The sequence below is a fragment of the Tritonibacter mobilis F1926 genome, assembly GCF_000376545.2.
Classification (GTDB): Bacteria; Pseudomonadota; Alphaproteobacteria; order Rhodobacterales; family Rhodobacteraceae; genus Epibacterium; species Epibacterium mobile.
Genome location: NZ_CP015230.1, coordinates 671,449 through 695,410, shown reverse-complemented (window position 1 = coordinate 695,410; position 23,962 = coordinate 671,449). Strand labels below are relative to the sequence as shown.

General features: G+C 61.3%; 22 protein-coding genes. 3 read left to right on the top strand and 19 right to left on the bottom strand.

Going from position 1 to position 23,962, the window contains the following annotated elements; genetic code table 11:
- Nucleotides 1-152: 152 nt before the first annotated feature.
- The 7 genes from K529_RS03275 to K529_RS03245 form a co-directional block, all read right to left on the bottom strand.
- Nucleotides 153-1,802, bottom strand: coding sequence for a BCCT family transporter (locus K529_RS03275; RefSeq protein ID WP_005649471.1), 1,650 nt, complete (start codon nucleotides 1,800-1,802; stop codon nucleotides 153-155).
- Nucleotides 1,803-1,842: 40 nt separating this feature from the next.
- Nucleotides 1,843-2,259: a universal stress protein gene (locus K529_RS03270; protein ID WP_040643294.1), complete on the bottom strand. Its 417-nt coding sequence runs from the start codon at nucleotides 2,257-2,259 to the stop codon at nucleotides 1,843-1,845.
- A gap of 277 nt (nucleotides 2,260-2,536) precedes the next feature.
- Nucleotides 2,537-3,031, bottom strand: coding sequence for a transcription antitermination factor NusB (gene nusB / locus K529_RS03265; protein ID WP_005649465.1), 495 nt, complete (start codon nucleotides 3,029-3,031; stop codon nucleotides 2,537-2,539).
- Nucleotides 3,032-3,054: 23 nt separating this feature from the next.
- Nucleotides 3,055-3,579, bottom strand: a complete 525-nt coding sequence (locus K529_RS03260) for a 6,7-dimethyl-8-ribityllumazine synthase (RefSeq protein WP_005649462.1) — start codon at nucleotides 3,577-3,579, stop codon at nucleotides 3,055-3,057.
- 14 nt (nucleotides 3,580-3,593) lie between these two features.
- Complete coding sequence (gene ribB / locus K529_RS03255) at nucleotides 3,594-4,718, bottom strand: 3,4-dihydroxy-2-butanone-4-phosphate synthase (protein ID WP_005649458.1); 1,125 nt, start codon at nucleotides 4,716-4,718, stop codon at nucleotides 3,594-3,596.
- A 553-nt stretch (nucleotides 4,719-5,271) separates the two neighbouring features.
- A complete protein-coding gene (locus K529_RS03250) occupies nucleotides 5,272-5,901 on the bottom strand; it encodes a hypothetical protein (protein ID WP_046002426.1) in 630 nt (209 codons plus the stop codon).
- Complete coding sequence (locus K529_RS03245) at nucleotides 5,901-6,506, bottom strand: riboflavin synthase (RefSeq protein WP_005657701.1); 606 nt, start codon at nucleotides 6,504-6,506, stop codon at nucleotides 5,901-5,903. The genes K529_RS03250 and K529_RS03245 overlap by 1 nt, the downstream gene beginning before the upstream one ends.
- A 296-nt stretch (nucleotides 6,507-6,802) precedes the next feature.
- Between K529_RS03245 and K529_RS03240 the strand changes: the two genes are divergently transcribed.
- From K529_RS03240 to K529_RS03230, 3 genes are all read left to right on the top strand, one after another.
- Entirely contained in the window at nucleotides 6,803-8,107 is a 1,305-nt protein-coding gene (locus tag K529_RS03240; RefSeq protein ID WP_040643407.1) for a capsule biosynthesis protein, read from the top strand.
- Between the two features lie 105 nt (nucleotides 8,108-8,212).
- Nucleotides 8,213-9,340: a polysaccharide biosynthesis/export family protein gene (locus K529_RS03235; RefSeq protein ID WP_005657698.1), complete on the top strand. Its 1,128-nt coding sequence runs from the start codon at nucleotides 8,213-8,215 to the stop codon at nucleotides 9,338-9,340.
- A gap of 6 nt (nucleotides 9,341-9,346) precedes the next feature.
- The gene (locus tag K529_RS03230; protein ID WP_005657696.1) at nucleotides 9,347-11,386 is read left to right on the top strand and encodes a capsular polysaccharide biosynthesis protein; all 2,040 of its coding nucleotides are present in this window, start codon (nucleotides 9,347-9,349) and stop codon (nucleotides 11,384-11,386) included.
- 65 nt (nucleotides 11,387-11,451) lie between these two features.
- On the opposite strand, the gene ribD is transcribed toward K529_RS03230, so the two are convergent.
- From ribD to K529_RS03170, 12 genes are all read right to left on the bottom strand, one after another.
- Nucleotides 11,452-12,528, bottom strand: a complete 1,077-nt coding sequence (gene ribD, locus K529_RS03225; protein WP_046002425.1) for a bifunctional diaminohydroxyphosphoribosylaminopyrimidine deaminase/5-amino-6-(5-phosphoribosylamino)uracil reductase RibD — start codon at nucleotides 12,526-12,528, stop codon at nucleotides 11,452-11,454.
- A gap of 71 nt (nucleotides 12,529-12,599) precedes the next feature.
- Complete coding sequence (nrdR, locus tag K529_RS03220) at nucleotides 12,600-13,067, bottom strand: transcriptional regulator NrdR (RefSeq protein WP_005627306.1); 468 nt, start codon at nucleotides 13,065-13,067, stop codon at nucleotides 12,600-12,602.
- Nucleotides 13,068-13,211: 144 nt separating this feature from the next.
- Nucleotides 13,212-13,643, bottom strand: a complete 432-nt coding sequence (locus K529_RS03215; protein WP_005627307.1) for a secondary thiamine-phosphate synthase enzyme YjbQ — start codon at nucleotides 13,641-13,643, stop codon at nucleotides 13,212-13,214.
- 4 nt (nucleotides 13,644-13,647) lie between these two features.
- A complete protein-coding gene (locus tag K529_RS03210; protein ID WP_005627309.1) occupies nucleotides 13,648-14,106 on the bottom strand; it encodes a hypothetical protein in 459 nt (152 codons plus the stop codon).
- Nucleotides 14,107-14,231: 125 nt separating this feature from the next.
- Nucleotides 14,232-14,525 carry a hypothetical protein gene (locus tag K529_RS03205; RefSeq protein ID WP_040642748.1) on the bottom strand — a complete coding sequence of 98 codons (294 nt, stop codon included), beginning with the start codon at nucleotides 14,523-14,525 and terminating at the stop codon, nucleotides 14,232-14,234.
- A gap of 217 nt (nucleotides 14,526-14,742) precedes the next feature.
- The gene (locus K529_RS03200) at nucleotides 14,743-15,216 is read right to left on the bottom strand and encodes a hypothetical protein (RefSeq protein ID WP_005627314.1); all 474 of its coding nucleotides are present in this window, start codon (nucleotides 15,214-15,216) and stop codon (nucleotides 14,743-14,745) included.
- Nucleotides 15,217-15,495: 279 nt separating this feature from the next.
- Nucleotides 15,496-17,490: an RNA polymerase sigma factor RpoD gene (gene rpoD / locus K529_RS03195; RefSeq protein ID WP_005627317.1), complete on the bottom strand. Its 1,995-nt coding sequence runs from the start codon at nucleotides 17,488-17,490 to the stop codon at nucleotides 15,496-15,498.
- Between the two features lie 165 nt (nucleotides 17,491-17,655).
- Nucleotides 17,656-19,665 (bottom strand): DNA primase, encoded by a 2,010-nt coding sequence (gene dnaG, locus K529_RS03190; protein WP_046002424.1) that lies wholly within the window; start codon nucleotides 19,663-19,665, stop codon nucleotides 17,656-17,658.
- A gap of 67 nt (nucleotides 19,666-19,732) precedes the next feature.
- Nucleotides 19,733-20,092: a hypothetical protein gene (locus K529_RS03185; protein WP_005654777.1), complete on the bottom strand. Its 360-nt coding sequence runs from the start codon at nucleotides 20,090-20,092 to the stop codon at nucleotides 19,733-19,735.
- A 38-nt stretch (nucleotides 20,093-20,130) separates the two neighbouring features.
- On the bottom strand, nucleotides 20,131-20,688 hold the full coding sequence (locus K529_RS03180; protein ID WP_406707193.1) for a sarcosine oxidase subunit gamma: 558 nt from the start codon (nucleotides 20,686-20,688) through the stop codon (nucleotides 20,131-20,133).
- Entirely contained in the window at nucleotides 20,681-23,626 is a 2,946-nt protein-coding gene (locus tag K529_RS03175) for a sarcosine oxidase subunit alpha family protein (protein WP_046002422.1), read from the bottom strand. Before K529_RS03175 ends, K529_RS03180 begins: the two co-directional genes overlap by 8 nt.
- Nucleotides 23,623-23,901, bottom strand: coding sequence for a sarcosine oxidase subunit delta (locus tag K529_RS03170; protein WP_005657308.1), 279 nt, complete (start codon nucleotides 23,899-23,901; stop codon nucleotides 23,623-23,625). Before K529_RS03170 ends, K529_RS03175 begins: the two co-directional genes overlap by 4 nt.
- Nucleotides 23,902-23,962: the final 61 nt, after the last annotated feature.

Here is a 23,962-nt window from a genome sequence, read left to right as displayed (position 1 = left end):
GCGCAGCGGCCCGCCGGTCCAGCGCACAGACGATGATGCGACGATTTGGCCGCGTCGGGTTTGACTATTTCCCCAAACCGCACGACGCGACGCATAAAAAAACGGCGCCCCGCAAAGGGCGCCGTCTCTCATGTCACTCAATGCGAGGCCGCTCAGGTGTTTTTGCGCTCGCTCATCAGGCCGCGCAGGATCGCGTAGCACATGATCAGCAGCACCACCGTGAACGGCAGACCGGTGGAGATCACCATCGACTGCAAGGATTGCAGGCCGCCCGCACTCAGCAAGAGCACGATCGCAACCGCCCCTTCAAAGATGCACCAGAAGGCACGCTGCGGCACCGGCGCGTCGACCTTGCCCCCGGCGGTGATGGTATCGATCACCAGCGACCCGGAGTCCGAGGAGGTCACGAAGAACACGATAACCAGCACGATGCCCACCAGCGAAGTGATCCCCGCAAGCGGCATCACGTCCAGCATCTTAAAGAGCTTCACCGGCAGTTCAGCCCCCTGCGCGGCGGTGTAGCCATCAGCGATCACCTGATAGATTGCGGTGCCACCAAAGACGCTCATCCACAACACGCAGACCATCGACGGGATCAGCAGCACGCAGATCATGAACTCCCGCACGGTGCGGCCGCGGCTCACGCGGGCGATGAACATGCCCACAAACGGCGACCAGGAAATCCACCACGCCCAGTAGAACGAAGTCCAGCCCTGCATGAAGTTGACGTCCTCACGCCCCACCGGGTTCGACAGCGCGGGCAGGAACTGCACATAGGCCACCAGCGAATCCCAAAACAGCGACAGTAGGAACACGGTCGGCCCCACCAGCAGCACAAAGATCAGCAGCAGGAACGCCAGACCCATGTTGATCTCCGACAGGATTTTCACCCCGCCATCAAGGCCACGCAGGACTGACACCAGCGCGATCGCGGTAATGCCCGAAATCAGGATCACTTCGGTAGTGGAACTGACCGCAATGCCAAACAGCTCATTGAGGCCCGCATTGGCCTGCGTTGCACCAAAGCCGAGCGAGGTCGCCAGACCAAAGAGCGTCGCAAACACCGCCAGAATGTCGATCACATGACCAACCCAGCCCCAGACCGCATCGCCAAAGATCGGATAGAAGGCAGAGCGGATCGTCAGCGGCAGGCCCTTGTTGTAGCTGAACAAAGCCAGCGCCAGCGCCACCACCGCATAGATCGCCCAAGGGTGCAGACCCCAGTGAAAGATCGTCGCGGCCATGCCGAGACGCACGGCTTCCGCTTCATTTCCAGCCGCGCCGCCCAAGGGGGCCCAGTCGGTGCGCGCCCCATTCTCAGCGGCGGTGCCGCCCATAGAAGAGGCAAAGTGGCTCAGCGGTTCAGAGACACCGTAGAACATCAGACCGATGCCCATACCGGCCGCGAAAAGCATCGCAAACCAGCCGATATAGCTATAGTCGGGCTCTGCTTCAGTGCCGCCCAGCCTGACGTTGCCAAATGGCGTCACGATCAGGAACAGACAGAAGATCACAAAGATATTCGCGGCACCGAGGAAGAACCAGTCAAAGCCCTTGGTGACTGAGCTGAACAGCCAGGAGAACAGCGACCCCGCCTGTTCGGGCAGGGCGAGCGTGTAGAACACAAAGGCCACAATCGCGAGGCCAGAGATCGCAAACACCGGGTTGTGGATGTCAAACCCGAAAGGACCGACAGACCCCTCAAGGTTGTCTTGCCCGATTTCATATTCCGTATCAATGATATGTGCTGCGCCGTCCGGGCTTGGAATGCCGTCGGACGTTTCCGTCGTTTGGTCGGTCATAGGTACCGCCTTTCGTTTCGGAGTTTCAATTCTATGTCAGTCAATCGCGCACCAAGAGCACCGATGCGGTGCTGTGCGCTGCAACATGGGCGCCGTGACCGGCCCAGATGTAATCCGAGATATTCGGCACATGGGTCGCCATCACCACCAGATCCGCCTGCAGATCCGCAATGGCAGCCTCCAGCGCCTTATTGAGATCGGTTGCCGGGTCGTGGCTCATGATGGCATGGGCGCTGGCCTTGATCGCATATTGCGCTGCTTGGCTCTGGGCAAAACTCTCCAGCTTTGCCTTATATTCCGCAGGGCTGCGGGCAAGTGCACTGGGACTGGCCGAGACCACCCCCACATAACACACCTCTGCGGCATGGGTTTTTGCCATTGTTGCAGCCACTTGCAGAGCTTTCTGCAATGCGGCTTCATGCGCCAGGTCCACTGGCACGACTACTTTGTGAAACATGTCCCCTCCTGTTTCTGGCAGCCCTTTTGGGGCGTTTTCGTTTCCGGGCAGGACCGCCTCAGCCCCATGACGGGCAGAGGTGTCCAGTATTTGCAAGCTGGCAGCTTTTTGCTGCCAACGCAAATTGCTGATTAAAAAGCATGCAATCCGCGCCAATCGGACTATGAACTGGCGCTAAGCTCTCAGGTTTCAATGAAAAAAGGCGCAGGACCCATCGTCATGCGCCTCATTAGAACTGTTTTGCGTCGTTTCTTCGCCCTGTCTGACAGGTTGACTGTCAGAACGCCTCGGGCTTTGCTTCGCGTGCCATATGGTCCAGCACCGCGTTGACAAAGCTCGCCTCGCGCCCTTCCGGGAAGAAGGCGCGCGCAATATCGACGTATTCGTTGATCACCACTTTGACCGGCGTATCGCTCTCGACAAACTCCGCGCCCGCTGCACGAAACAGCGCCCGCAGGGTAGGATCGATGCGGGCAATCGGCCATTTCGCCACCAGCGCGCGGTCGGTCATCTGGTCGATCTTTGCCTGATAATTCACCGCATCATTCACCAGCTTGCGAAACAGCTTGGTGTCGCCCTCGGCATATTCGTCGCCCTCATAGGTCGCGCCGAAACGATGATCCTCAAACTCCACGATCACCTTATTGGTGCTCTGGTCGCTCTGCTCCATCTGAAACAGCGCCTGCACCGCATAAAGACGGGCAGCAGAGCGCGCCTGCGTCTTGTTTTTTCCCGGTTTCTGGCCCGGTTTCGGGGCGTCTTTGGAGGTCATGAGCGAGGGATCCGTTGTTAAAATCAGGCGAGCCGGTAAGAGTCGGAGGCAGGTTTGAATCCTACACCCTTGGTCTGGGCGCCCCACTTACGCGCGAGCGCGATCAGATGCAAGGCCGCAGCAGCCGCGCCGCCCCCCTTGTTTTGATCCTTGGGATCGGCGCGCACCTCAGCCTGCTGGCGGTTCTCGACCGTCAGGATGCCATTGCCGATGCACAGCCCCTGAAGACCCAAGAGCTGCAAGGCCCGCGAGCTGTCATTACAAACCGTGTCGTAATGCGTAGTCTCGCCACGGATCACGCAGCCCAGCGCCACATAGCCGTCAAAGTTCGACGCCCGGTCCGAAATCCCGATGGCCGTGGGGATCTCCAGCGCGCCGGGGACCTCGACCACCTCATAAGAGCCGCCCACGGCCTCGATCTCGGCCACCGCACCGGCAACCATATTGTCGGCGATGTCCTTGTAATAGGGCGACACCACGATCAGCAGCTTCACCGGCTTGTCGAATTCCGGGCGCGGCAGGATGTAGTGGCTTTCTTGTCCGGCCATGACGCAGGCCTCCTTTAGCTGTCACTGGACAGGATGGGACGGGTGCCGACGATCGACAGCCCATAGGCATCCAGCCCAACATATTTGGTTTCCGGCGAGTCGGTGAGCAGGATCAGCTCTTCAATGCCGAGTTTATTGAGAATTTGCGCGCCAAGGCCGGTTTGCTTGATCGTGCGCACCCCGTCCTCGTCCGAGGCATAGAGCGCATTGCGCGGCTGGCGGAACAGGCACACCACCCCGCGCCCTTCCTCTGCAATCAATTCCATTGCACGCGGCAGCTCGCCTGCGGGTTTTGGCCCCAGTCCCAAAAGATCCGAAGCCTCATGCAGCGCATGGGTCCGTGTAAGCACAGGCTCGGGCGAGGAGATGTCGCCCTTGATCAGCACGACGTGTTCCACATCATGGGTCTGGTCGGTAAAGATCCGCATTTCCCAGTCGCCGCCATATTCCGAGGTCACGGTCTTGCGCGCGGTCTCATCCACCAGATTGTCATTCTTGGCGCGATAGGCGATCAGATCGGAAATCGTGCCGATTTTCATGTCGTGGGTTTTGGCAAACTCCACCAGATCCGGCAGCCGCGCCATGGTGCCATCGTCTTTCATGATCTCGCAGATCACGGCCGAGGGATGCAGCCCCGCGATGCGCGAAATATCAACCGAGGCTTCGGTATGGCCGGCGCGGACCAGCACGCCGCCCCGCTTGGCCCGCAAGGGAAACACATGGCCCGGCGTGGCAATCGCAGCCATGGTGTTTTGCTCATTAATGGCGGTGGCCACGGTCAGCGCCCGATCCGCGGCCGAGATCCCGGTATCCACCCCCTCGCGCGCCTCGATCGACACAGTGAATGCCGTCTCATGGCGCGAGGAATTATTCACCGCCATCATCGGCAATCCCAGCCGGTCGATCCGCTCGGCGGTCATCGGCAGACAAATAAGCCCGCGCCCATATGTGGCCATGAAATTGATCGCATCCGCATCGGCAAACTCCGCCGCGATGATCAGATCGCCCTCGTTCTCGCGGTCCTCGTGATCCACCAGGATATACATCTTCCCTGCACGCGCGGCGGCGATGATCTCCTCGATGGGGCTGATGGCGTCGCGCAACTCAGACTCGACAGGGCCGGGCGTCTCATAGCTCATCTGCAACAGGCCTTTCACTGATGGGGCGCAGGGTCGGATGACCTGTCCGCGCCACGATTGTCCCCGCCGGGATAGCTCACACGCGGCGCAAATACCAGCCCTGCAAGCGGCACATGCGGGTGCGCAACCGGCACCACTCACAGGGGCTTTGCCCCTCTTGGCCTTAGGCCAATTCACCCCAGGATATTTGTCGTTAGAAGAATATGAGGGCCGGATCTTTCTTCTAACTCCAAATATCCCGGAGCGCGAGGCAGCGCCTCGCATCCCCGTTGCGCCCCAAGCGCACGCAGTGGTTACCAGCCTTAAGGGAAACAACAGTATATTGGCGGGGATCGCGATCACCCGCCGAACTTAAAACCTTCGGCATCACCAGGAGCCAGCTTCCCTTTCGGGGGAGCAGTGCAGAGATAACGTTGAGCACGCGGGGGGATACCCCCGGCCATTTCCGCCTTTGTGGCGGCGCCGTCCCTTTTACTTTGACCGACGAGCCGAACAGGCTGCAGATTATGAAATTACCCGCCAAACGGAGCGCCAAGACTAGGTCGCCCCGGTCTTAGTTGTGTGCGCTGTTCTTAAAATACTCCGCCGCGCTCAGGTAGGCGGCGGCGCGGCCTGCTGTGGTCCATTCCCGTTCCAGCGGCGCATCCCCGATCACCACGACCGATGCCCCGGACAAGCCACGCTGACGCATCACACTCTGTACCTTGTCGCGCATCGCGCCCCAGCTCTCGGTAAAGACAGGAGCCGGCCCTGCGATATCAATTTCCGGATTAATGGCTTCCACCACCTCCGGAGCGAGCGGGCGATAGATCAGCGCCAGGCGCCCTGCGTGTTCGACGCGCGCCAGTGCGGCGCGCTCAAGGTCCGGCAGGTGCGGGTCGCGCAACAGACGCAGCGCATTGGCAGAAAACAACAGCCCCAGCACATCCTGACCGGAGGTCTGGCGCACCTTTGCATAGGTCTTGTAGTCCATGCCCAGCTCGGCGGCCCGTTTCAGGCGCATTTGCAGCACCAGCTTTGGAATGGTGTTGGGCATCAGTTTCTTCTGTGCCGAGCGCCACGCATGGGTGCGCCACAGCACGCCTGGCTCCATGCTGGGGCCACCGTTATGCCCCAGCCCCGGCACCGACCCTGTGCCCTGTTCTGCGCCCTGCTCTGCGCCCCGTCCTGTGCCCAGCGACATCACTGGCTTTCCTGCAGGCGCGCCACATAACGGGCCAGCGTGTCGATCTCGAGGTTGATCAAATCCCCGACGCTGACATCCCCCCACGTGGTGACCTCTTTGGTATGCGGGATGAAATTGATACCAAAATCACAGCCCTCTACCTCATTGACGGTCAGCGAGGTGCCATTGAGCGCAACCGAGCCTTTGGGCGCAATAAAGCGCGCCAGATCCTTGGGCGCGCGCAGCGTGACGCGGGTGCTGTCGCCTTCGTCACGCATCTCGACCACTTCGGCCACGCCATCCACATGACCCGACACGATATGGCCGCCCAGCTCGTCGCCGACCTTCAGCGCGCGTTCCAGATTGACCCGCTTGCCGACAAACCAGCCCTTGTGATTGCCACGTCCATCAATGTTGGTTTTTGAAATAGTCTCGGCCGAGATCTGCACGTCATACCAATCCGACCCCAGCGCCACCACGGTCAGGCACACCCCATCCGAGGCGATTGACGCCCCCATGTCGATGCTGCCGGTGTCATAGGCCGTCTGGATGCGGGCGCGCAGGTCGCCGGTCTGTTCCAGCTCGGTGATGGTTCCCACATCGGTGATGATCCCGGTAAACATGGGCGAACTCCTTGATAGTGCCGCTTGAGAGTGCCGCGCCCCTGTCTTGCGGACGCCTTTCCAACAGAGCTAGCCCTTGCCCGCCTCCGGCTCAAGAGGCTCTCTGTGCCCCATAAGGCAATTGGTCATACTTTTGCTCTAGTTTAGGTTTAACAGACTTTACCAAGATTAGGTTTTCAGCAAAGACACCGTAAAACAAACCAGAACGCGTGAACACGGGCGAGATCAAACACCCTCTCGACAGGCCGCATCAGAATGGCCACGCCCGACCCATGTGACTATCGGATCGAGCACAGATGCCAAAGAGATCGACACACGGATCGAGTGAATCCCGCAGCTTCTTGTTTTTGCAAGGTCCGCATGGGCCGTTCTTTGGCGCCTTGGCGCGCATGCTTCGGGCCGCCGGTTGCGAGGTGCGCCGGGTTGGCTTTAACGCAGGCGACCGGATGTTTTGGCCGGATAAGTCAAACTACATCGCCTTTCGCGACACATTAGAGGCCTGGCCTGCGCGCTTTTCTGCCTTGCTTGAGGACCACGCCGTCACCGATATCGTGCTTTATGGCGACACCCGCCCCATTCACGCCCATGCGGTTGAAATTGCACGCACACGGGGCGTCACGATTCACACCTTCGAAGAGGGCTACCTGCGCCCCTATTGGGTCACTTATGAGCGTGATGGCACCAATGGCAACTCTCGGCTGATGCAGATGCCCGTTGCCGAGATGGAGCAGGCACTGGCGCAGAGTGATTTGGAAATGCCGATGCCACCTGCGCATTGGGGCGACACCCGCCAGCATGTGATTTACGGCGCGCTCTATCATTGGTTCGTCATGTTCTGGAATCAGGGCTATCGCAATTTCCGCCCCCACCGCGCGCTGCCGGTGACCAAGGAATTCCAGCTCTATCTCAATCGCCTGCTGATGATGCCGCTGCATGCGCTGCACCGCCGCTTTGCCACCGCGCGCATTCAGCGCGGTGGTTTTCCCTATCATCTGGCGCTCTTGCAGCTGGAGCATGACAGCGCCTTTCAGGCCCATTCGCCCTTTTCGACCATCACCGAGTTCCTTGAGGTGGTGGTCGCCGGCTTTGCCGAGGGCGCGCCGCGCCACCATCATCTGGTGTTTAAGGCGCATCCGCTTGAGGATGGCCGCGCCCCGATCCGTCGCGCCCTCAATCGGCTTGCGGCGGAACATGGCGTCGAGGGGCGTGTCCACTATGTGCGCGGCGGCAAGCTCGCGGGCCTTCTGAACGAGGCCCGCACCGCCGTCACCGTCAACTCCACCGCCGGTCAACAGGTGCTGTGGCGGGGCTTACCGCTCAAGGTTTTTGGCCGCGCGGTCTATGACAAGCCTGAATTTTCCTCGACCCAAAGCCTGGCGGAGTTTTTTGCGACCCCTGCCCGCCCCGATGGCCGCGCCTACAAGCAATATCGCCGCTATCTGTTGGAAACCTCGCAGTTTCCCGGCGGGTTTTATTCCCGCTCCGGGCGGCGGCAATTGCTGCGGCAGGTGGTGGATATGATGCTCTCTGCCGATGATCCCTATGATGCGCTCCTGCGCGGGACAGCAGCACCAAGGCAACACTTGCGGGTTGTGAGCTGACTCCAAATACAAGCGCGACTGGATTTTTACGTGACAGTCCGCTAATTTGGACGCAAAACTTGAGGCAAAATAAACATAGGTCGAGGAGACCGAGCAGTGAAACCCATGACTTTACGATGGGCGCGCCCCGTGGCCTTGATGGCTGCGGTCGCCCTCGCAGCATCATGCGGGCTGCCCAAGGTGGGCCCGAATAAACGTCAGATCTTTGCAGGGTCCGTCCAGAAACAGGGCGACGCCTTTGTGGTATCCGTAAATGACCGCGTTGCGCGCGCCACCGCTGTGGTGCCCGCGCTTGGCTTTTCCGACCAATTCACCAAAGCCTCGGTTCTGACATCCGACATCATCCGACCCGGCGATATCCTCGGCCTGACCATCTGGGAAAACGTCGATGACGGGCTGCTGGCCAGCGCAGGGGCCAATGCCACCTTGCTGGAAGAAGTGCAGGTCGACGGTGCGGGCTATATCTTTGTGCCCTACGCGGGCCGCGTGCGCGCCTCCGGCAACACGCCCGAGCAACTGCGTGAAGCCATCACCAAAAAGCTCGAAGATCAGACCCCCGACCCACAAGTACAGGTGCGCCGCATGGCGGGCGATGGGGCCACTGTGAGCCTCACCGGTGCGGTCGGCGCGCAAGGCGTCTACCCGATTGAGCGCCCCACCCGGACGCTCGCCACGATGCTGGCACAGGCGGGTGGTGTTGCGATCGAACCTGAGATTGCGCAGGTTTCCGTCACACGTCAGGGTAAGACCGGCACGATCTGGTTCGAGGATCTCTACGATCATCCCCAGCTCGATATTCCGCTGCGCAACGGCGACAAGATCCTCGTTGAGGGTGACACCCGTTCGTTCACCGCATTGGGGGCCACCGCCGCGCAGGCCCGCGTGCCTTTCGAGAGCCAGAACCTCTCCGCGCTGGAGGCGATCGCACAGGTGGGCGGCCTGATTGCCACCGCGTCCGATCCAACCGGTGTTTTTGTGTTCCGCAATGAACCGGAGGCGATCTCCAATCAGGTGCTGGGCCGGGACGATCTGGTCGGCGCACAGCGGATGATCTACGTGCTGAACCTCACCCAGCCTAACGGTCTGTTCATCGCCCGCGACTTCGTGATCCGCGACGGCGACACCATCTATGTGACCGAAGCACCCTATGCTCAGTGGACCAAGACGCTGTCGCTTCTGACGAGCCCGCTGTCCACGGCCGCAAGTGTCGAGACCCTGTTCGGCGGCAGCTAAGCGCAGATGATGCAAGGGCCTTTGCCGCATCCAGACGAGACAAAAACCGGGAGCCAGCGCTCCCGGTTGTTTGTGTATAATGGCGGCTTTCTGACCCAGTCCCGCGTGCGCCGTATCCTTGATCTGGCCGGGTATGACATCCGTCTTGGCCTGCCCAAAGAGGGCGATCTGGTCGGCATCTGGGGCGACAGCCCCACCGCCCATCGCGGCAAGAAAATCGCCGAAGACCATAGCGCGCCCTTGGTGCGGATCGAGGATGCGTTCTTGCGCTCGGTGCACCCGGGCCGCAGCGGAGAGCCGCCGCTGGGCCTGTTGATCGACCGCACCGGCGTGCATTTTGACCCCTCCCTGTCGAGCGATCTGGTCACGCTGCTAAAAGACCATCCCCTAGATGACAGCGCCCTGATGAAACGCGCGCGCGATGCGATGGCGCGTTTGCAGGACGCACATCTGAGCAAATACAACGCCTTCCACCCCAATGTGCCGCCGCCAGAGCCCGGCTATGTGCTGGTGGTGGATCAGTTGCGCGAGGATGCCTCTGTTAAGGCGTCCATCCCCTTTCCCGGCGCCGATCAGGGGCGGTTTCAGGAAATGCTCGCCTTTGCGCAGGAGGAAAACCCCGGCGCGCGCGTTCTTATTAAAACCCACCCTGAGACCACCAAGGGTCACCGCGCGGGCTATTTCGACGCGCGCGATACCAGTGACCGGGTGGAGCTGTTTGACGCGCCGGTCTCTCCGCATCTGCTGCTGGAGGGCGCGGTCGGCGTCTATACGGTATCGTCACAACTGGGGTTCGAGGCCATTCTGGCCGGTCACAAACCGCGCATCTTTGGCCAGCCGTTTTATGCTGGCTGGGGCCTGACTCAGGACGAGTTTCCCCCACCCGGCCGCCACCGTCGCCTGACCCGCGCGCAGCTTTTTGCGGCAGCGATGATCCTCTATCCCACATGGTATGATCCGCATCACGACCGGCTGTGCCAACTCGAACAGGTGATTGACTCGCTGGAGGCACAGGTGCGGGCGTGGCGCGAGGATCGCGCGGGCTGGGCCGCATCGGAAATCCGCCTGTGGAAACGCGCGCCCTTGCAGCGGTTCTTTGGTCAGCACAAGCGCATGACCTTTACGGAAAAGACCAAGACCGCCAAGAAGAGCGGCAAGAACTGGATGGTCTGGGCCAGCAAGGCCACCAAGGACCACGCCGGGGCGCATCATCTTGAGGATGGCTTTTTGCGCTCGCGCGGGCTGGGGGCGGAACTGGTGCCGCCCTTGTCGCTGGTGCTGGACCGTCAGGGCATCTACTTTGATCCCACCCGCCACAGCGATCTGGACGATCTGATCCGCGAGCGGGTGACGCTGACGCCGCAACAGGAACGCCGGATCGAGGCGTTGGTGATGCGGCTGATCAAACATGAGGTCACGAAATACAACCTCGACGGCACGCTGCCGGATCTGCCCAAAGGCCACCGGGTGCTGGTGCCCGGTCAGGTGGAGGACGACGCCTCAATCGAGATGGGCGCGGGCAAGATCAACAGCAATATGAAGCTGTTACAGGCGGTGCGCGCCGCACGCCCCAATGCGGTGGTGATCTATAAACCGCACCCGGATGTGGAAGCCGGCCTGCGCAAGGGGCGCATCAAGCATGCCGAGACCTGGGCCGATGTGGTGGCGGAACACGCCAACCCGGCGGCGCTGATTGACAGCGTCGATGAGGTCTGGACCATGACCTCGCTTCTGGGGTTTGAAGCATTGCTGCGCCGGGTGCCGGTGACCTGCGTGGGGCTGCCGTTTTATGCAGGCTGGGGACTGACGCGGGATCGGCTGGAAGCGCCCCATTGGCGCGATGCACGCCCCGGTATTTTGGGGCTGGCCCATGCGGCATTGATTGACTATCCGCGCTATTTCGACCCGGTTTCCAACCTGCCCTGTTCGCCAGAGGTAGCGGTGGATCGGCTGATCAAGGGCGACCTGCCCGCGCCCGGTCCGATGAACCGCAGCCTGTCGAAACTGCAGGGTTTGTTTGCCTCATTTGCACCACTTTGGCGCTGAGCGAGGATGCGAGGCGCTGCCTCGCGCTCCGGGATATTTTTAAGAAGATGAAGAGGGGTGTGGTCTCAACTTTGGGGGCGGCGCCAGCGGTGCAGGATGTCAGCGCCGACGGGGCGGGTTTCGATCAGCTCAAAGCGTGGGGCCTCTTTGAGGTGGCCAATGCCAAGCGCGCCAATGGACGGCAGGCCTTCGGCCCCAATGGCCAGCCCGGCGCTGAAACCGATCAGCTCATCCACCAGATCATGCGCCAGAAGGGTGGCGGCAAGTGCGCCACCGCCTTCGCAGAACACCCGTGTCAGCCCGGCGCTGCCCAATTGTTCCAGCACGTCATGCGGGTCAAGCTGGGTGCCCAGAGCGTTGCAGGACAGAAGCTGTGCACCCAGCCCCTCCCATGCGCGCAGGCGTTCGGTATCGGCGCCCGTTCCGTGGCATAGATAAAGCGGGATGTCCTTGGCGCTGCGGGCCAGTTGGCTCATCAAGGGCAGGTCAAGATGGCGGGAGACCACCACGCGGGCGGGCTGATGATTGATGCCAAGATCGCGCACGGTGAGTGAAGGATCATCGGCGCGCGCGGTGCCTGCGCCGACCATGACCGCATCATGACGCGCGCGCATCGCATGGACCATGCGGCGCGCCTCAGGGCCGGTGATCCACTGGCTCTGACCGGAGCCTGTGGCGATGCGCCCGTCAAAACTGGAGGCGAGTTTCAGCGTCACGAAGGGGCGGCCCTGTTCGGTTCTGAGAAAGAACCCCTCATGGTCAAAGCCTGCTTCCTCGGTGCGGATACCGGTGGTGACTTTGATGCCCGCGGCGCGCAGCATCTCAAAGCCTTGTCCGCTGACGCGGGGGTCGCTGTCTTCGATCGCGGCGACCACGCGGGCGATGCCTGCATCAATCAGCGCCTGCGCGCAGGGGGGGGTCTTGCCGTGGTGCGAGCAGGGTTCAAGGCTCACATAAGCGGTGGCACCGCGAGCGGCTGCACCGGCCTGCGCCAGCGCCATAGGTTCGGCATGAGGGCGACCACCGGGCTGGGTCCAGCCCCGCCCCACCACGCGCCCCTGTTTTACGATGACGCAGCCCACAGCCGGGTTTGGCCATGTGCGCCCCTGCCCCCGTCGCCCGAGCGACAGGGCAAGCCCCATAAACCGATGGTCGCTTTTGCTCACTGGATCAGACCTTTCGCCGAGCTATGCGCAGGCAGCAGGGCCGGGATTTACGTCTCGGGCGGCGCCGGGGGGCGCAGCTCGTGCACGAAGTCCTCAAAATCATCCGCCGCCTGGAAATTCTTGTAGACGCTTGCAAAGCGAACATAGGCGACAGTGTCGATGCGGGCCAGAGCCTCCATCACGATTTCGCCGATCTTCTTGGAGGCGATATCCGTCTCGCCCATGCTTTCCAGTCGGCGCACGATGCCGGAAATCATCTGATCGATACGCTCCGGGTCGACCGGGCGTTTCTGCATCGAGATGCGAATGGAGCGTTCCAGCTTGTCGCGGTCGAAATCCTCGCGCTTGCCGTTGGTTTTGATCACCACGAGGTCGCGCAGTTGCACCCGCTCATAGGTGGTGAAACGACCGCCACAGGCCGGGCAGAAGCGGCGTCGGCGGATCGAGACGTGATCCTCCGCCGGACGCGAGTCCTTAACTTGCGTATCGACATTTCCGCAAAATGGGCACCGCATCCTCGGGCTCCTCCCCTCGATACAAAATCGTTCTAGTGCGCAGGCTTGCGCATTTATCCACAACTATAGGGGAGCTGCTAGGATTTGGGTAGAGGGGAAATTCAACCCCAAGACCTTGGTTGGATTCGCGCCTGATTTATCGCCTTATCCGGTGAGATGCGCAAAGATACGGCGCTGATGCGGGGCGTCGCGGTGTTCAAAGAGGTAGATCCCCTGCCAGGTGCCCAGCACCATTTCGCCGCCCGAGACAGGGATCGACAGGCTCACCGGCATCATCGCGGCCTTGATATGGGCGGGCATATCATCCGGGCCCTCATAGGTGTGACGCAGGTAGGACATGTCGGGATGCGTGGTCGGCGGCACGAGGCGCGCAAAAAAGGCGCTGAGATCGCTTTGCACCTCGGGGTCGGCGTTCTCTTGTATCAGCAAAGAGCAGGAGGTGTGGCGCACAAAGAGTGTCAGCAGCCCCTGCGGGTGCGCGCAATCTGCCACAAAGGCGCGGAGCTCGCGGGTGATCTCATAGAGACCCTGCCCGCGCGTTGGCTGGGTGAATTCGCGCTGCTGCACGGCGGGCATCGGGTCAGAAGAAGAACAGCGGTTCGAGATCGCGGCAGAAACTATCGCCGCTGGAGACGCTGAAATTATCGCCGGGCTTAAAGCCAAAGGTGTTGATAAACGGACGCTTTCCTTCGGCACTGGGCACGTGTGACAGGGTAAAGGTGACGCTGTCGATGCGCCCGCTCACAGTGCTGGGCGCGCGCCCTTTGGCAACATAAATGTCCTGCGACCAGTCCGCGCCAAGGCGGCGACGGGCGTATTCAGAGGCCGCGCACCAATAGGCCGCCCCTTGCGCACCGATCTCCGGCACCACCTCAAAGCTTCCGTCGTCGAGCGCGTAAATGCGGGCAAGCGCGCGGGACGAGAAATAATCCGCTTGTGGTCCAGTGCTTTGCAGATCGACACAGCCTGCCAGAGCAGCTGTCGCCGCAAGGGCAGAGAGCGTCAGGGCGCGTGTGGCAGAGCGAGAGCGTGTGGGCATTGAAGGCATCCTTCTGGAGGGTTGCCCAGAATGTAGTGTAGCCCCGTGCCGGGGACAAGCCATCGCCCTGCCCGCACACACCCGACCTTACTGCCGCCCTTGCACACTCTCCGCCTGGAATGGGTTTAGCGACGCACCGGGAACTGGATGATTTCCGCCGTGTGGCCGCTGCCCAGTGTTTTTTCCAGAAGATCCAGCGCCTTTGGATTGGGCCGCTCGCCGCCATCCACGCGATAATAGGCGCGCGCTTTTTGGCGCAGCATTTCGCGGGTCTCTTGCGGGCTCATGCGAATGAGCTCCTGTTCGTGCTCGCGTAGGGCCGACACCAGAAAGGAATTAACCTCTGTCATCGTGTCCAAAGCATCGAGCTTTTCGTCAAGCGCACCCAATGCGCTTTGCATTTCGTTGTTTCCACTCATGTTCACCCCCCGGTGTATGGCTTGAATGTATCACAAGCGCACGGGGTAGGAATAAATTATCGATTTCTTTAATCAATATTCCAACAGTGGTAATGGTTAACGAATTTGCCGAAATTGGTTAATAGTATGTATGCCCAACACCGAGCACGGGCCAATTGGGCTGCCCCGGCTGGGATGCAGTTCAACCGCGCCTCTCAGACCAACACGCGTTACCGGCTTAACGATCCGGCGATTGTGCCGCCTGCTCTTTGGCATCCCACAGTGGCAACGGATAGCCTGCGTCGACGCTGCCCGGATCACACTCAAGCTGCGCCAGAGGCTCCTGCCCTTTTAGAACCGTAACGCCCCCGCTGAGCCCATCCCCCTGTTCGGAGAAACGGTCGATACTGTAGTGGACGCGGTAAGAGGTCTCGCCATTATGAAAGGTGAAATCCTCCCAGATTTCGCGCCCGACACCGGGCCATGGGGTCATCTCTACCTCATCCACATGGCGCGCAAGCGCCAGATCCGGGCGTCGCTCTGCAGTGCCAAAGGCATAGGTCGCGTGATCGCCCATCAAACAGGTCTCAAGGTATTTCGCGCCCTCTTTGAGCGTACAGGACACCAGCGTAATAGACCCATCAGGGCAGGACAGCGCCGGGGTTGCAAAGAGGGTCGCAAGGATCGCGGCGCGTTTGGTCACGGCTTTCATGGTTTTAAATACCTGTGTTGAGACGTCTTATATCAAATCACACGCAGCACATCAGTGCGCGCATCTAAATTACACACGGATGAAACATCAGGGCCAAGATCATTTCAACTGTGCAAAAGGGACAAAGCATATGGCCCGGCCTAAACCAGCCCGCCTATATATGTCCCGCATTACGCCGCGATGAATGAAACCCCACACGACGCGCATAATATGCATTGCAACTATAGGTAGCCCTATGAAAAACGCCCCCTTGCGGGGGCGCTTTAACAATCATGGGTCTTACTGATCGAGGAAGCTGCGCAGTTTGCGGCTGCGGCTTGGATGCTTCAGCTTCCTGAGCGCCTTGGCCTCGATCTGACGGATCCGTTCGCGGGTCACGCTGAACTGCTGGCCGACTTCCTCCAGCGTGTGGTCGGTGTTCATGCCGATGCCAAAACGCATCCGCAGAACCCGTTCCTCGCGCGGCGTCAGGGACGCCAGAACCCGTGTGGTGGTTTCCTTGAGGTTTTCCTGAATGGCGCTGTCCAAGGGCAGCACGGCATTCTTGTCCTCGATGAAATCGCCCAGTTGGCTGTCTTCCTCGTCTCCGATCGGGGTCTCAAGAGAGATCGGCTCCTTGGCAATTTTCATCACCTTGCGGACCTTCTCGAGCGGCATTTGCAGCTTTTCGGCCAGTTCTTCCGGCGTCGGCTCGCGACCGATCTCGTGCAGCATCTGACGGCCAGTACGGACCAGCTTGTTGATGGTCTCGATCATATGCACCGGAATACGGATGGTGCGCGCCTGATCGGCGATCGAGCGGGTGATCGCCTGACGAATCCACCACGTCGCATAGGTCGAGAATTTATAGCCGCGACGGTATTCGAACTTGTCCACCGCCTTCATCAGGCCGATGTTGCCTTCCTGAATGAGGTCGAGGAACTGCAGACCGCGGTTGGTGTATTTCTTGGCGATTGAGATCACGAGGCGCAGGTTGGCCTCGACCATTTCCTTCTTGGCCTGACGGGCCTCTTTTTCACCTTTTTGCACCTGCTGCACGATGCGGCGGAATTCCGAGATGTCCAGACCGACGTACTGACCGACCTGCGCCATATCCGCGCGCAGCTCTTCAACCTTGTCGGTGGAGCGTTCGATGAACATCTGCCAGCCGCGACCGGGCTTTTCACCCATTTCCGCCAGCCAGTTCGGATCGAGTTCACGACCACGGTACGCTTCGACAAATTCCTTGCGGTTGATGCGGGCCTGATCCGCCAGCTTCACCATGGCACTGTCGATCTGCATGACGCGGCGGTTGATGCCATAAAGCTGGTCGATCAGCGCCTCGATGCGGTTGTTGTGCAGGTGCAGACCGTTCACCAGCTCCACGATCTCAGACCGCAGCTGCTGGTATCTGGCCTCATCGTCCTTGGAGAAGGAGCCGTCCTCGTTGAGGGTCGCAGAGATCCGCAGATCCTGCATTTCCGACAGCGTCACAAAGTCGTTGGAGATGCGCTCCAGCGTTTCCAGCACGCGATCCTTCAGCGCCGCTTCCATGGCCGCAAGGGACATGTTGGCCTGATCGTCATCGTCGTCGTCATCGTCGTCGTTGTTGAGGATCGGGTTGCCATCGGCATCAAGCTCAGGGCCGGAGTCCTTCTCAGGCTTGGCCGCACCGGACACCGCCGAAGGGTCCACCACCGGTTCTCCGACGCCGCCCTCTTCATCCATCTGGTTGCCAAAGGTGGCCTCCAGATCAATGACGTCGCGCAGCAGAATGTCCTCGGAGAGGAGTTCGTCATGCCAGATGGTGATCGCCTGGAAGGTCAGCGGGCTTTCGCAGAGCCCGAGGATCATGGTGTTGCGACCGGCCTCGATGCGCTTGGCGATGGCAATCTCGCCCTCGCGCGACAAAAGCTCCACGCTGCCCATCTCGCGCAGGTACATGCGCACCGGATCGTCCGTGCGATCCAGCTTCTCGGTCCCGGTTCCGGCGACGGCAACCTCGCGGTTGGATTCCGTCGTCACCAGTTCCGTGGTGCCTTTGTTCTCTTCTTCCTCGGCGTCTTCATCTTCAATGATGTTGATGCCCATTTCCGACAGCATGGACATGACGTCCTCGATCTGTTCGGAGGAGACCTGATCCGGCGGCAAAACCTGATTGAGCTGATCGTAGGTAATGTAGCCCTTCTCACGGGCTTCGGCGATCATCTTCTTGACTTGCGCCTGGCTCATGTCGAGCGAGATTTCGGCGTCCTGATCGTCAGGCTTGCGGTCGTCAGTATCTTTGGCGGCCATTCAATGCTCCTCTAAGGGGCTGCGGGCGATTCGGGTGGAGCGAATCTTTAGAGCGCTCTCGTGATTCGTCACCCCGTTTACCCAATTTTTCTGTAGGCTTCTTTAGCAAAACGTCACATCGCGGCGTCGCGGCCACAGTTGGCGGTGCGATTCGCGGCTGATTCGTCACTTGCTGTTGAAACCGATTCGCTTGAGCAGGTCCCCGAAGGCGTCGCGCTCATCCCGATTGAGCCGCGCCCCGTTTTCACCCACATCATAAGTTGCCTTATCCTCATTTTCACTGCGCACAGCCCGGTTGCGGGCCTCTGCCGCCTGACGCAAACGCCAGGTCAGGGCCTCATCCGCCAGACCGTCCAGATCCTCCTCGGCTTCCGCCAGTTCGGCATTGAGCCCCGCGATGCTCTCGAGTTTTGCGAATTCCTCGGCCAGAGTCAGGCTGGCCATGTCTAGGTCGCCGGGTTTTCGCACGCAGGGGCTAATAGCCACATGGCGCAGCGACAGGAGGTTTTCAAGGGCATCCGGCCCAAGAGCATAGGCAATTTCATCGCGCAGTCGCTCTGGTGCATCGATTCCATAGCGCAAAACCAGATCGCGCAGGTGAGCGTGATCCATGTCCTGACACTGCATGCGCTCCAGATTGATCTCAAACTCCGGGATTACCGTTGGCGTGGTGATCGCGGTGGCCAGGATCACCGCCTCGCGCACACGGGCAAAATCCTGTTCCTCAGAGGAAGCCACCATCGACGCCCGCGTGGTGCTGCGCGGGGGCGGTGGTGCGCCCCATGGCATACGGCTGCCATCGCGAAACCCGCCCTGAACACGGGAGCCCGATTTGTAACCGCCATACCGCTGGCCATAGCCGGTGCCCCCCTGCCCGCCACCGCCACGCTGACCGCGAAAGAGCTGAAAGCGCAGCTCCTTGATGTCTTCGGCATAGTGTAGCCTGATGGAGGGATCGCGGATCAGTTTGATCTTTTCGCGCAGGGACTTGTCCAATGCCGCCTTGCGTTCGGGGCTGTCAAAAACGCGCCCTTCGGTCTCGCGACGCCACAGCAGCTGCACCATTGGGATCGCCTGATCCAGCACCGTCTGCACCGCCTCTGGCCCCTCAGCACGGATCAGGTCATCCGGGTCCTTGCCCTCGGGCATGATGGCGAACCGCAAACTCTTGCCGGCCTCCAGCAAGGGCAGCGCCATGTCGATCAGCCGCATCGCCGCGCGCAGACCGGCGGTGTCCCCATCCAGCGCAATCACCGGCTCGTCCGACATTCGCCACAGCAAATGCAGCTGATTATCTGTCACCGCCGTACCCAGAGGCGCCACAGCGGAGGCAAATCCCGCCTCGGACAGCGCGATCACATCCATGTAGCCTTCGGCCACGACTAAGGTGGTGCCGCGCCCCGAGGCCGCCCGCGCGGGGCCGTGGTTGTAAAGGTTGCGCCCCTTATCAAACAGCTCGGTTTCCGGCGAGTTCAGGTATTTGGCACTGTCATTGGGGTCCATGGCGCGGCCCCCGAATGCAATGGCGCGGCCCCGTGCATCGCGGATCGGGAACATGATCCGGTTGCGAAACACATCGTAGGGTTTGCCGCCCTTGCTTGAGGGCTTAGCCAGCCCCGCACCGAGGATCAGATCATCCGCGACATCCTTGCCCTTGAGCGCGTCCCAGAGGTTTTGCCAGCCATCGGGGGCAAAGCCGATCTCCCAGCGATCGAGCGCCGCCGGATCGAGCCCACGCCGCGCCAGATAAGCGCGCGCCTCGCTCGCGGCTTGGGTTTTGAGTTGCAGGCGGAAGTACTTCACCGCCTGTTCCATCACCTCGGCCAGCTGCGTGCGGCGGTCCTGTTTCTCGGCCGCCTTGGGGTCGCGCTTGGGCATCTCAAGGCCCGCTTCACCCGCAAGGATTTCCACCGCCTCCATGAAGGAGACATTCTCCGTCTCCTGCACAAATTTCAGCGCATCCCCTTTGGCGTGACAGCCAAAGCAGTAATAAAAACCCTTGCGGTCATCCACATGAAAAGACGCGGTTTTTTCATGGTGAAAGGGGCATGGAGACCACATGTCGCCCTTGCCCGGCTGGCTTTTGCGCTGATCCCACATGACCTTGCGCCCGACCACGTCGGACAGGCTCACACGAGTGCGCAATTCATCAAGGAATCCGGGCGGCAGCGACATTCACAAAGGGTCCAGTTGTGTGCAAGGGAGCGGCCCTTACCGAGGGCCGCTCAAACGCAGGTTCAGATCAGTTTCCAGAGAGGTTTTTCTTCATTTCCTGGATCTGGTCCCAGTTTTGCACGCATTGGGTCTCGAACACATCGCCAAGGTCGACGTTTTTCAGATCGCGGCGCTTCATCTGATAGACATGCTGGGTGAGCTGCGGGATCGCATTGGAGAAATTCTCCGGCCATTCAGGGTTGCTGGCGCGGATGGTCTCTTCGACCTTGCCCTCGGGCACCCGGTCCAGACGCGCGGCTTGCACGGCGGCCATCACCTGCCCCTGATATTTGCAGCTTTCCTCCTTGCCGAGGTCTGCGGCAGCGACTGCGGGGGTGGCGAAGAGGGGCGCGGCCACAAGTGCGGCTGCGAAGATGTTGCGGATCATGGATCAGCTCCGGAATCAGTTTCGTGATCCCCGTTAATCTAGCCCCGTGCCGCCACGGCTTCCATGGCTCTTTTCAGATCGTGAACAAGCGTGTCTGCAAAAGAGCGGAACACCATGATTTGCAAGGCTTTTGGCCCAATCCGCGTGATCGACGCCATCATGTGTTTCAGCTCCGTGCGCGCGGTGTGACCGCGTTTGAACACCTGTGGCCGCAGATCAATGGGCACCAGACGGGCCATCACCTCCTCGGCGTGCGCGCCCTCCAGCCGCACAACCGCCCAGCCATCGCTGAGGTCAGTGAGTGCTGCATGCGCCGCCAGTTCGGGATCGGCCACAGGGCCGACCAGCAGCGCCTGCGCCCGGCCAAACCAGATCGCGCGGGCCTCCGCCTTACCAGTGGCACGGTTGGACGCGGGAAACCCCATGCCGTGCGCGGCGTTCAACGCATCGCTCAGCGGTTTTTCTTGCCCCTTGTAGGGCGCGATCAGGGTCATGGCGGCGGGTGTGTCCTCTGAGAGGGTCACATCACCAATGGTCAGCGGCAACAGCCCCGCGCAGGGGGATTTTGCGGCAAGTTGCATCTCAGTCTCAGCCACGAACGCGCCCTCCCTCAGGGTCAAAGAACACAGGGTTCACCACTTCGCACAGGGTGTCGATGCCCCGCGTGTGATCCACCAGCCGGATGGTATCGCCCATCCGGTCCGGCCCGCCCGACAGCATCGCCAACCCGATCATATGTCCCAGCGTCGGCGAGAACCCCACCGAGGTCACGTAGCCAAGGTCATTGACCCGCTCCACCGTGGCATCGGGGTCAAACAGATGCGCCCCGGCGCTGAGCGCCTGCATCGCGCCCACGGGTTTGAGGCCCACAAGCCGCATCCGGTCGTCATCCATCAGCCCGTCTCGTTCCGACAAAGCCTTGCCCCAGCAGGATTTCTTTTTCGAGACCAGCCCCTGCATGCAGAGGTCAAAGGCGGTGACGGTGCCGTTGATCTCAGCATGGGTGATAAAGCCCTTCTCGATCCGGAGCACATTCAGCGCCTCCATCCCGTAAGGACCGCCGCCGAAGGTTTCAGCCCGCTCCAGCAGCAGGCGATAAAGTGCGTCGCCATAGCGCGCGGGCACCGCGATCTCATAGGCGTGCTCGCCCGAAAACGAGATCCGGAACAGCCGCCCGGCCACGCCCGACACGGTGATTGCCCCGCAGGCCATGAAGGGGAAGGTCTCACTGTTGACGTCCTCATCCACCAGCCCGTCGATCAGATCGCGCGCCTTGGGACCAGCCACCGAGAACTGCGCCCATTGATCCGTGACGGACGTGAACCGCACATCAAGATCCGGGCGCACCACCTGTGTGAGGTATTCCAGATGCGCCATCACCTGCCCCGCCGACGCGGTGGTGGTGGTCATCACATAGTGGGTTTCCCCCAGCCGCGCGGTGGTGCCGTCATCCATGACAAAGCCGTCTTCGCGCAGCATCAGACCATAGCGCACGCGCCCCAGCTTCAGCGTGGAGAACAGATTGGTATAGACCAGATCCAGCAGCTCTGCCGCGTCCGGTCCCTGAATGTCGATCTTGCCCAGCGTCGAGACATCGCAGACACCCACGGCATTGCGCACCATGGTGACCTCGCGGTCGCAGGATTGCCGCCAGGTGCTCTCGCCGTCCTTGGCGAAATAGCTGGCGCGATACCACAGGCCGACCTCGATATTGGCCGCTCCGCGTGCCAGCGATGCCTTATGCGAGGTCAGATAACGCTGCGGCATAAACCCCTGATCCTCGGCCCCTGCCCCCATCGCAGCAATGGACGTGGGCACGAACGGCGGGCGGAAGGTGGTGACACCGGTTTCGGCAATGCTGCGCCCGGTGGCATCCGCCAGCACCGCCAATGCGGCCACGTTGGAGTTCTTGCCCTGATCGGTGGCCATGCCTTGGGTGGTGTAGCGCTTCATATGTTCGACCGAGCGGAAGTTCTCCCGCGCCGCCTGCGCCACATCCTTGACGGTGACGTCGTTCTGGAAATCCAGCCACGCCCGCCCCTTGCCCGGCACCGCCCACAAGGGGCTGATCCGGTAGGGCGCATCGCTGGCCTCTGGCAGGGGAACAGCGTCAACCGATGTGCCGATGCTGGCCAATGCGGTGACGGCGGCCTGCGCGCCGTCCTGCAAGGCACCATGGGTGGAGAACACCCCATTGGCGGCCCCTGCGACCACCATGCCCGGCACAGCATCCGGTTTTGGCAGGAACGCCGCCAGTTCCCGGTTCCACTCCGGGCGCGCGCCCATGTGGCAGGTTAGATGCACCGAGGGGTTCCAGCCGCCAGATACGGCCAGACAATCGGTTTGCAGTTTTTCCTCGCCATTGACGCTGCGAATGGTGACGCTCTCCAGCCGCTGCCGCCCGGCGCTGTCGCAAACCATCGCGCCCTTGATGACGGGGAATTCGCCACTGTCGGGCGCGTCATGACGGCTATCGACCACTGCGGTGACATGCACGCCCTCCGCCACCAGATCCCGCGCGGTGCGATGGGCGTCATCGTTGTTGGCAAAGACGGTGATCCGCGCGCCCGGGGCCACCCCCCAGCGATTGAGATAGGCCCGCACCGCCCCCGCCATCATGATGCCGGGGCGGTCGTTGTTGCGAAAGGCGATGGGGCGCTCAATGGCCCCCGCCGCCAACACCGAGGCCTTGGCGGCGATGCGCCAGAAACACTCGCGCGGGCGATGCGCGGTCTTCAGGGACTGGCTCGGCGGCAGGTGGTGCGAAACCCGCTCCAGCGCCGAATAGGTGCCGTGATCGTAGACGCCGGTGACCGCGGTGCGGGTCATCAGACGCACATTGTCCATCCCCTCCAGCTCCGCCAGCACCTCTGCCACCCAGACATGCGCAGGTTTGCCGTCGATCTCCTCAACCTCGGCCAGAAGACGCCCGCCCATGCGGCTGTCGTCTTCGGCGAGGATCACATCCGCCCCCGCACGCCCCGCCGTCAGTGCGGCCATCAGCCCGGCTGGGCCAGACCCGATCACCAGCAGATCGCAAAAGGCAAAGGCCTTCTCGTAAGGATCCTTGTTGGCCGCCCCGGACAAGGCCCCAAGCCCCGCCGCGCGCCGAATGATCGGCTCATAAAGCTTTTCCCACAGGGGCGCGGGCCACATGAAGGTCTTGTAATAAAACCCCGCCCCAAGAAAAGGCGCGGCCAGATCGTTCACCGCCATGACATCGCGCTCGACCGAGGGCCAGCAGTTCTGGCTCTGCGCCGCCAGCCCCTCAAACAGCTCCTGCTGGGTGGCGCGAATATTGGGATCTCGCGCTGCACCTTTGCCGGTGCTGACCAGCGCGTTGGGCTCCTCAGACCCTGCGGTCAGGATGCCACGCGGACGGTGATATTTAAACGACCGCCCCACCAGATGCACATCATTGGCCAACAGGGCCGAGGCCAGCGTGTCACCCTCCAGCCCCATGTAATCCTTGCCATTAAACGAAAAATTGACGGTCCGATTGTGCGAGACCAGCCCCTTGCCCGCGATCCTCATGACCTGTCCTCCTTGATCGCAAGGCCCGCGTCCTGCGCAAGCTCAACAGCTAAAATCTCATGAGACACGGTGTTGCGGCGGACCTTCAACCACGCCCCGCAGCCCATCGAATGCTGCCAAAGCTCCTCATGGGGCCCGGCGGGGTTTTCACGCAGATGCACATGCGCGTCCCATTCTGCCACCCCAGACTCCAAGGCAGGCACCGGCAGGGCCGCGCCCTTATAGGTGAACTCGCGATGATCGCGCGCGCCGCACAGCGGACAGGTGATCCTCATGACAACCGCCCCTTCATCTTCTTAAAAATATCCCCGCCGGAGGCTCCCCAGCAGCGCGTCA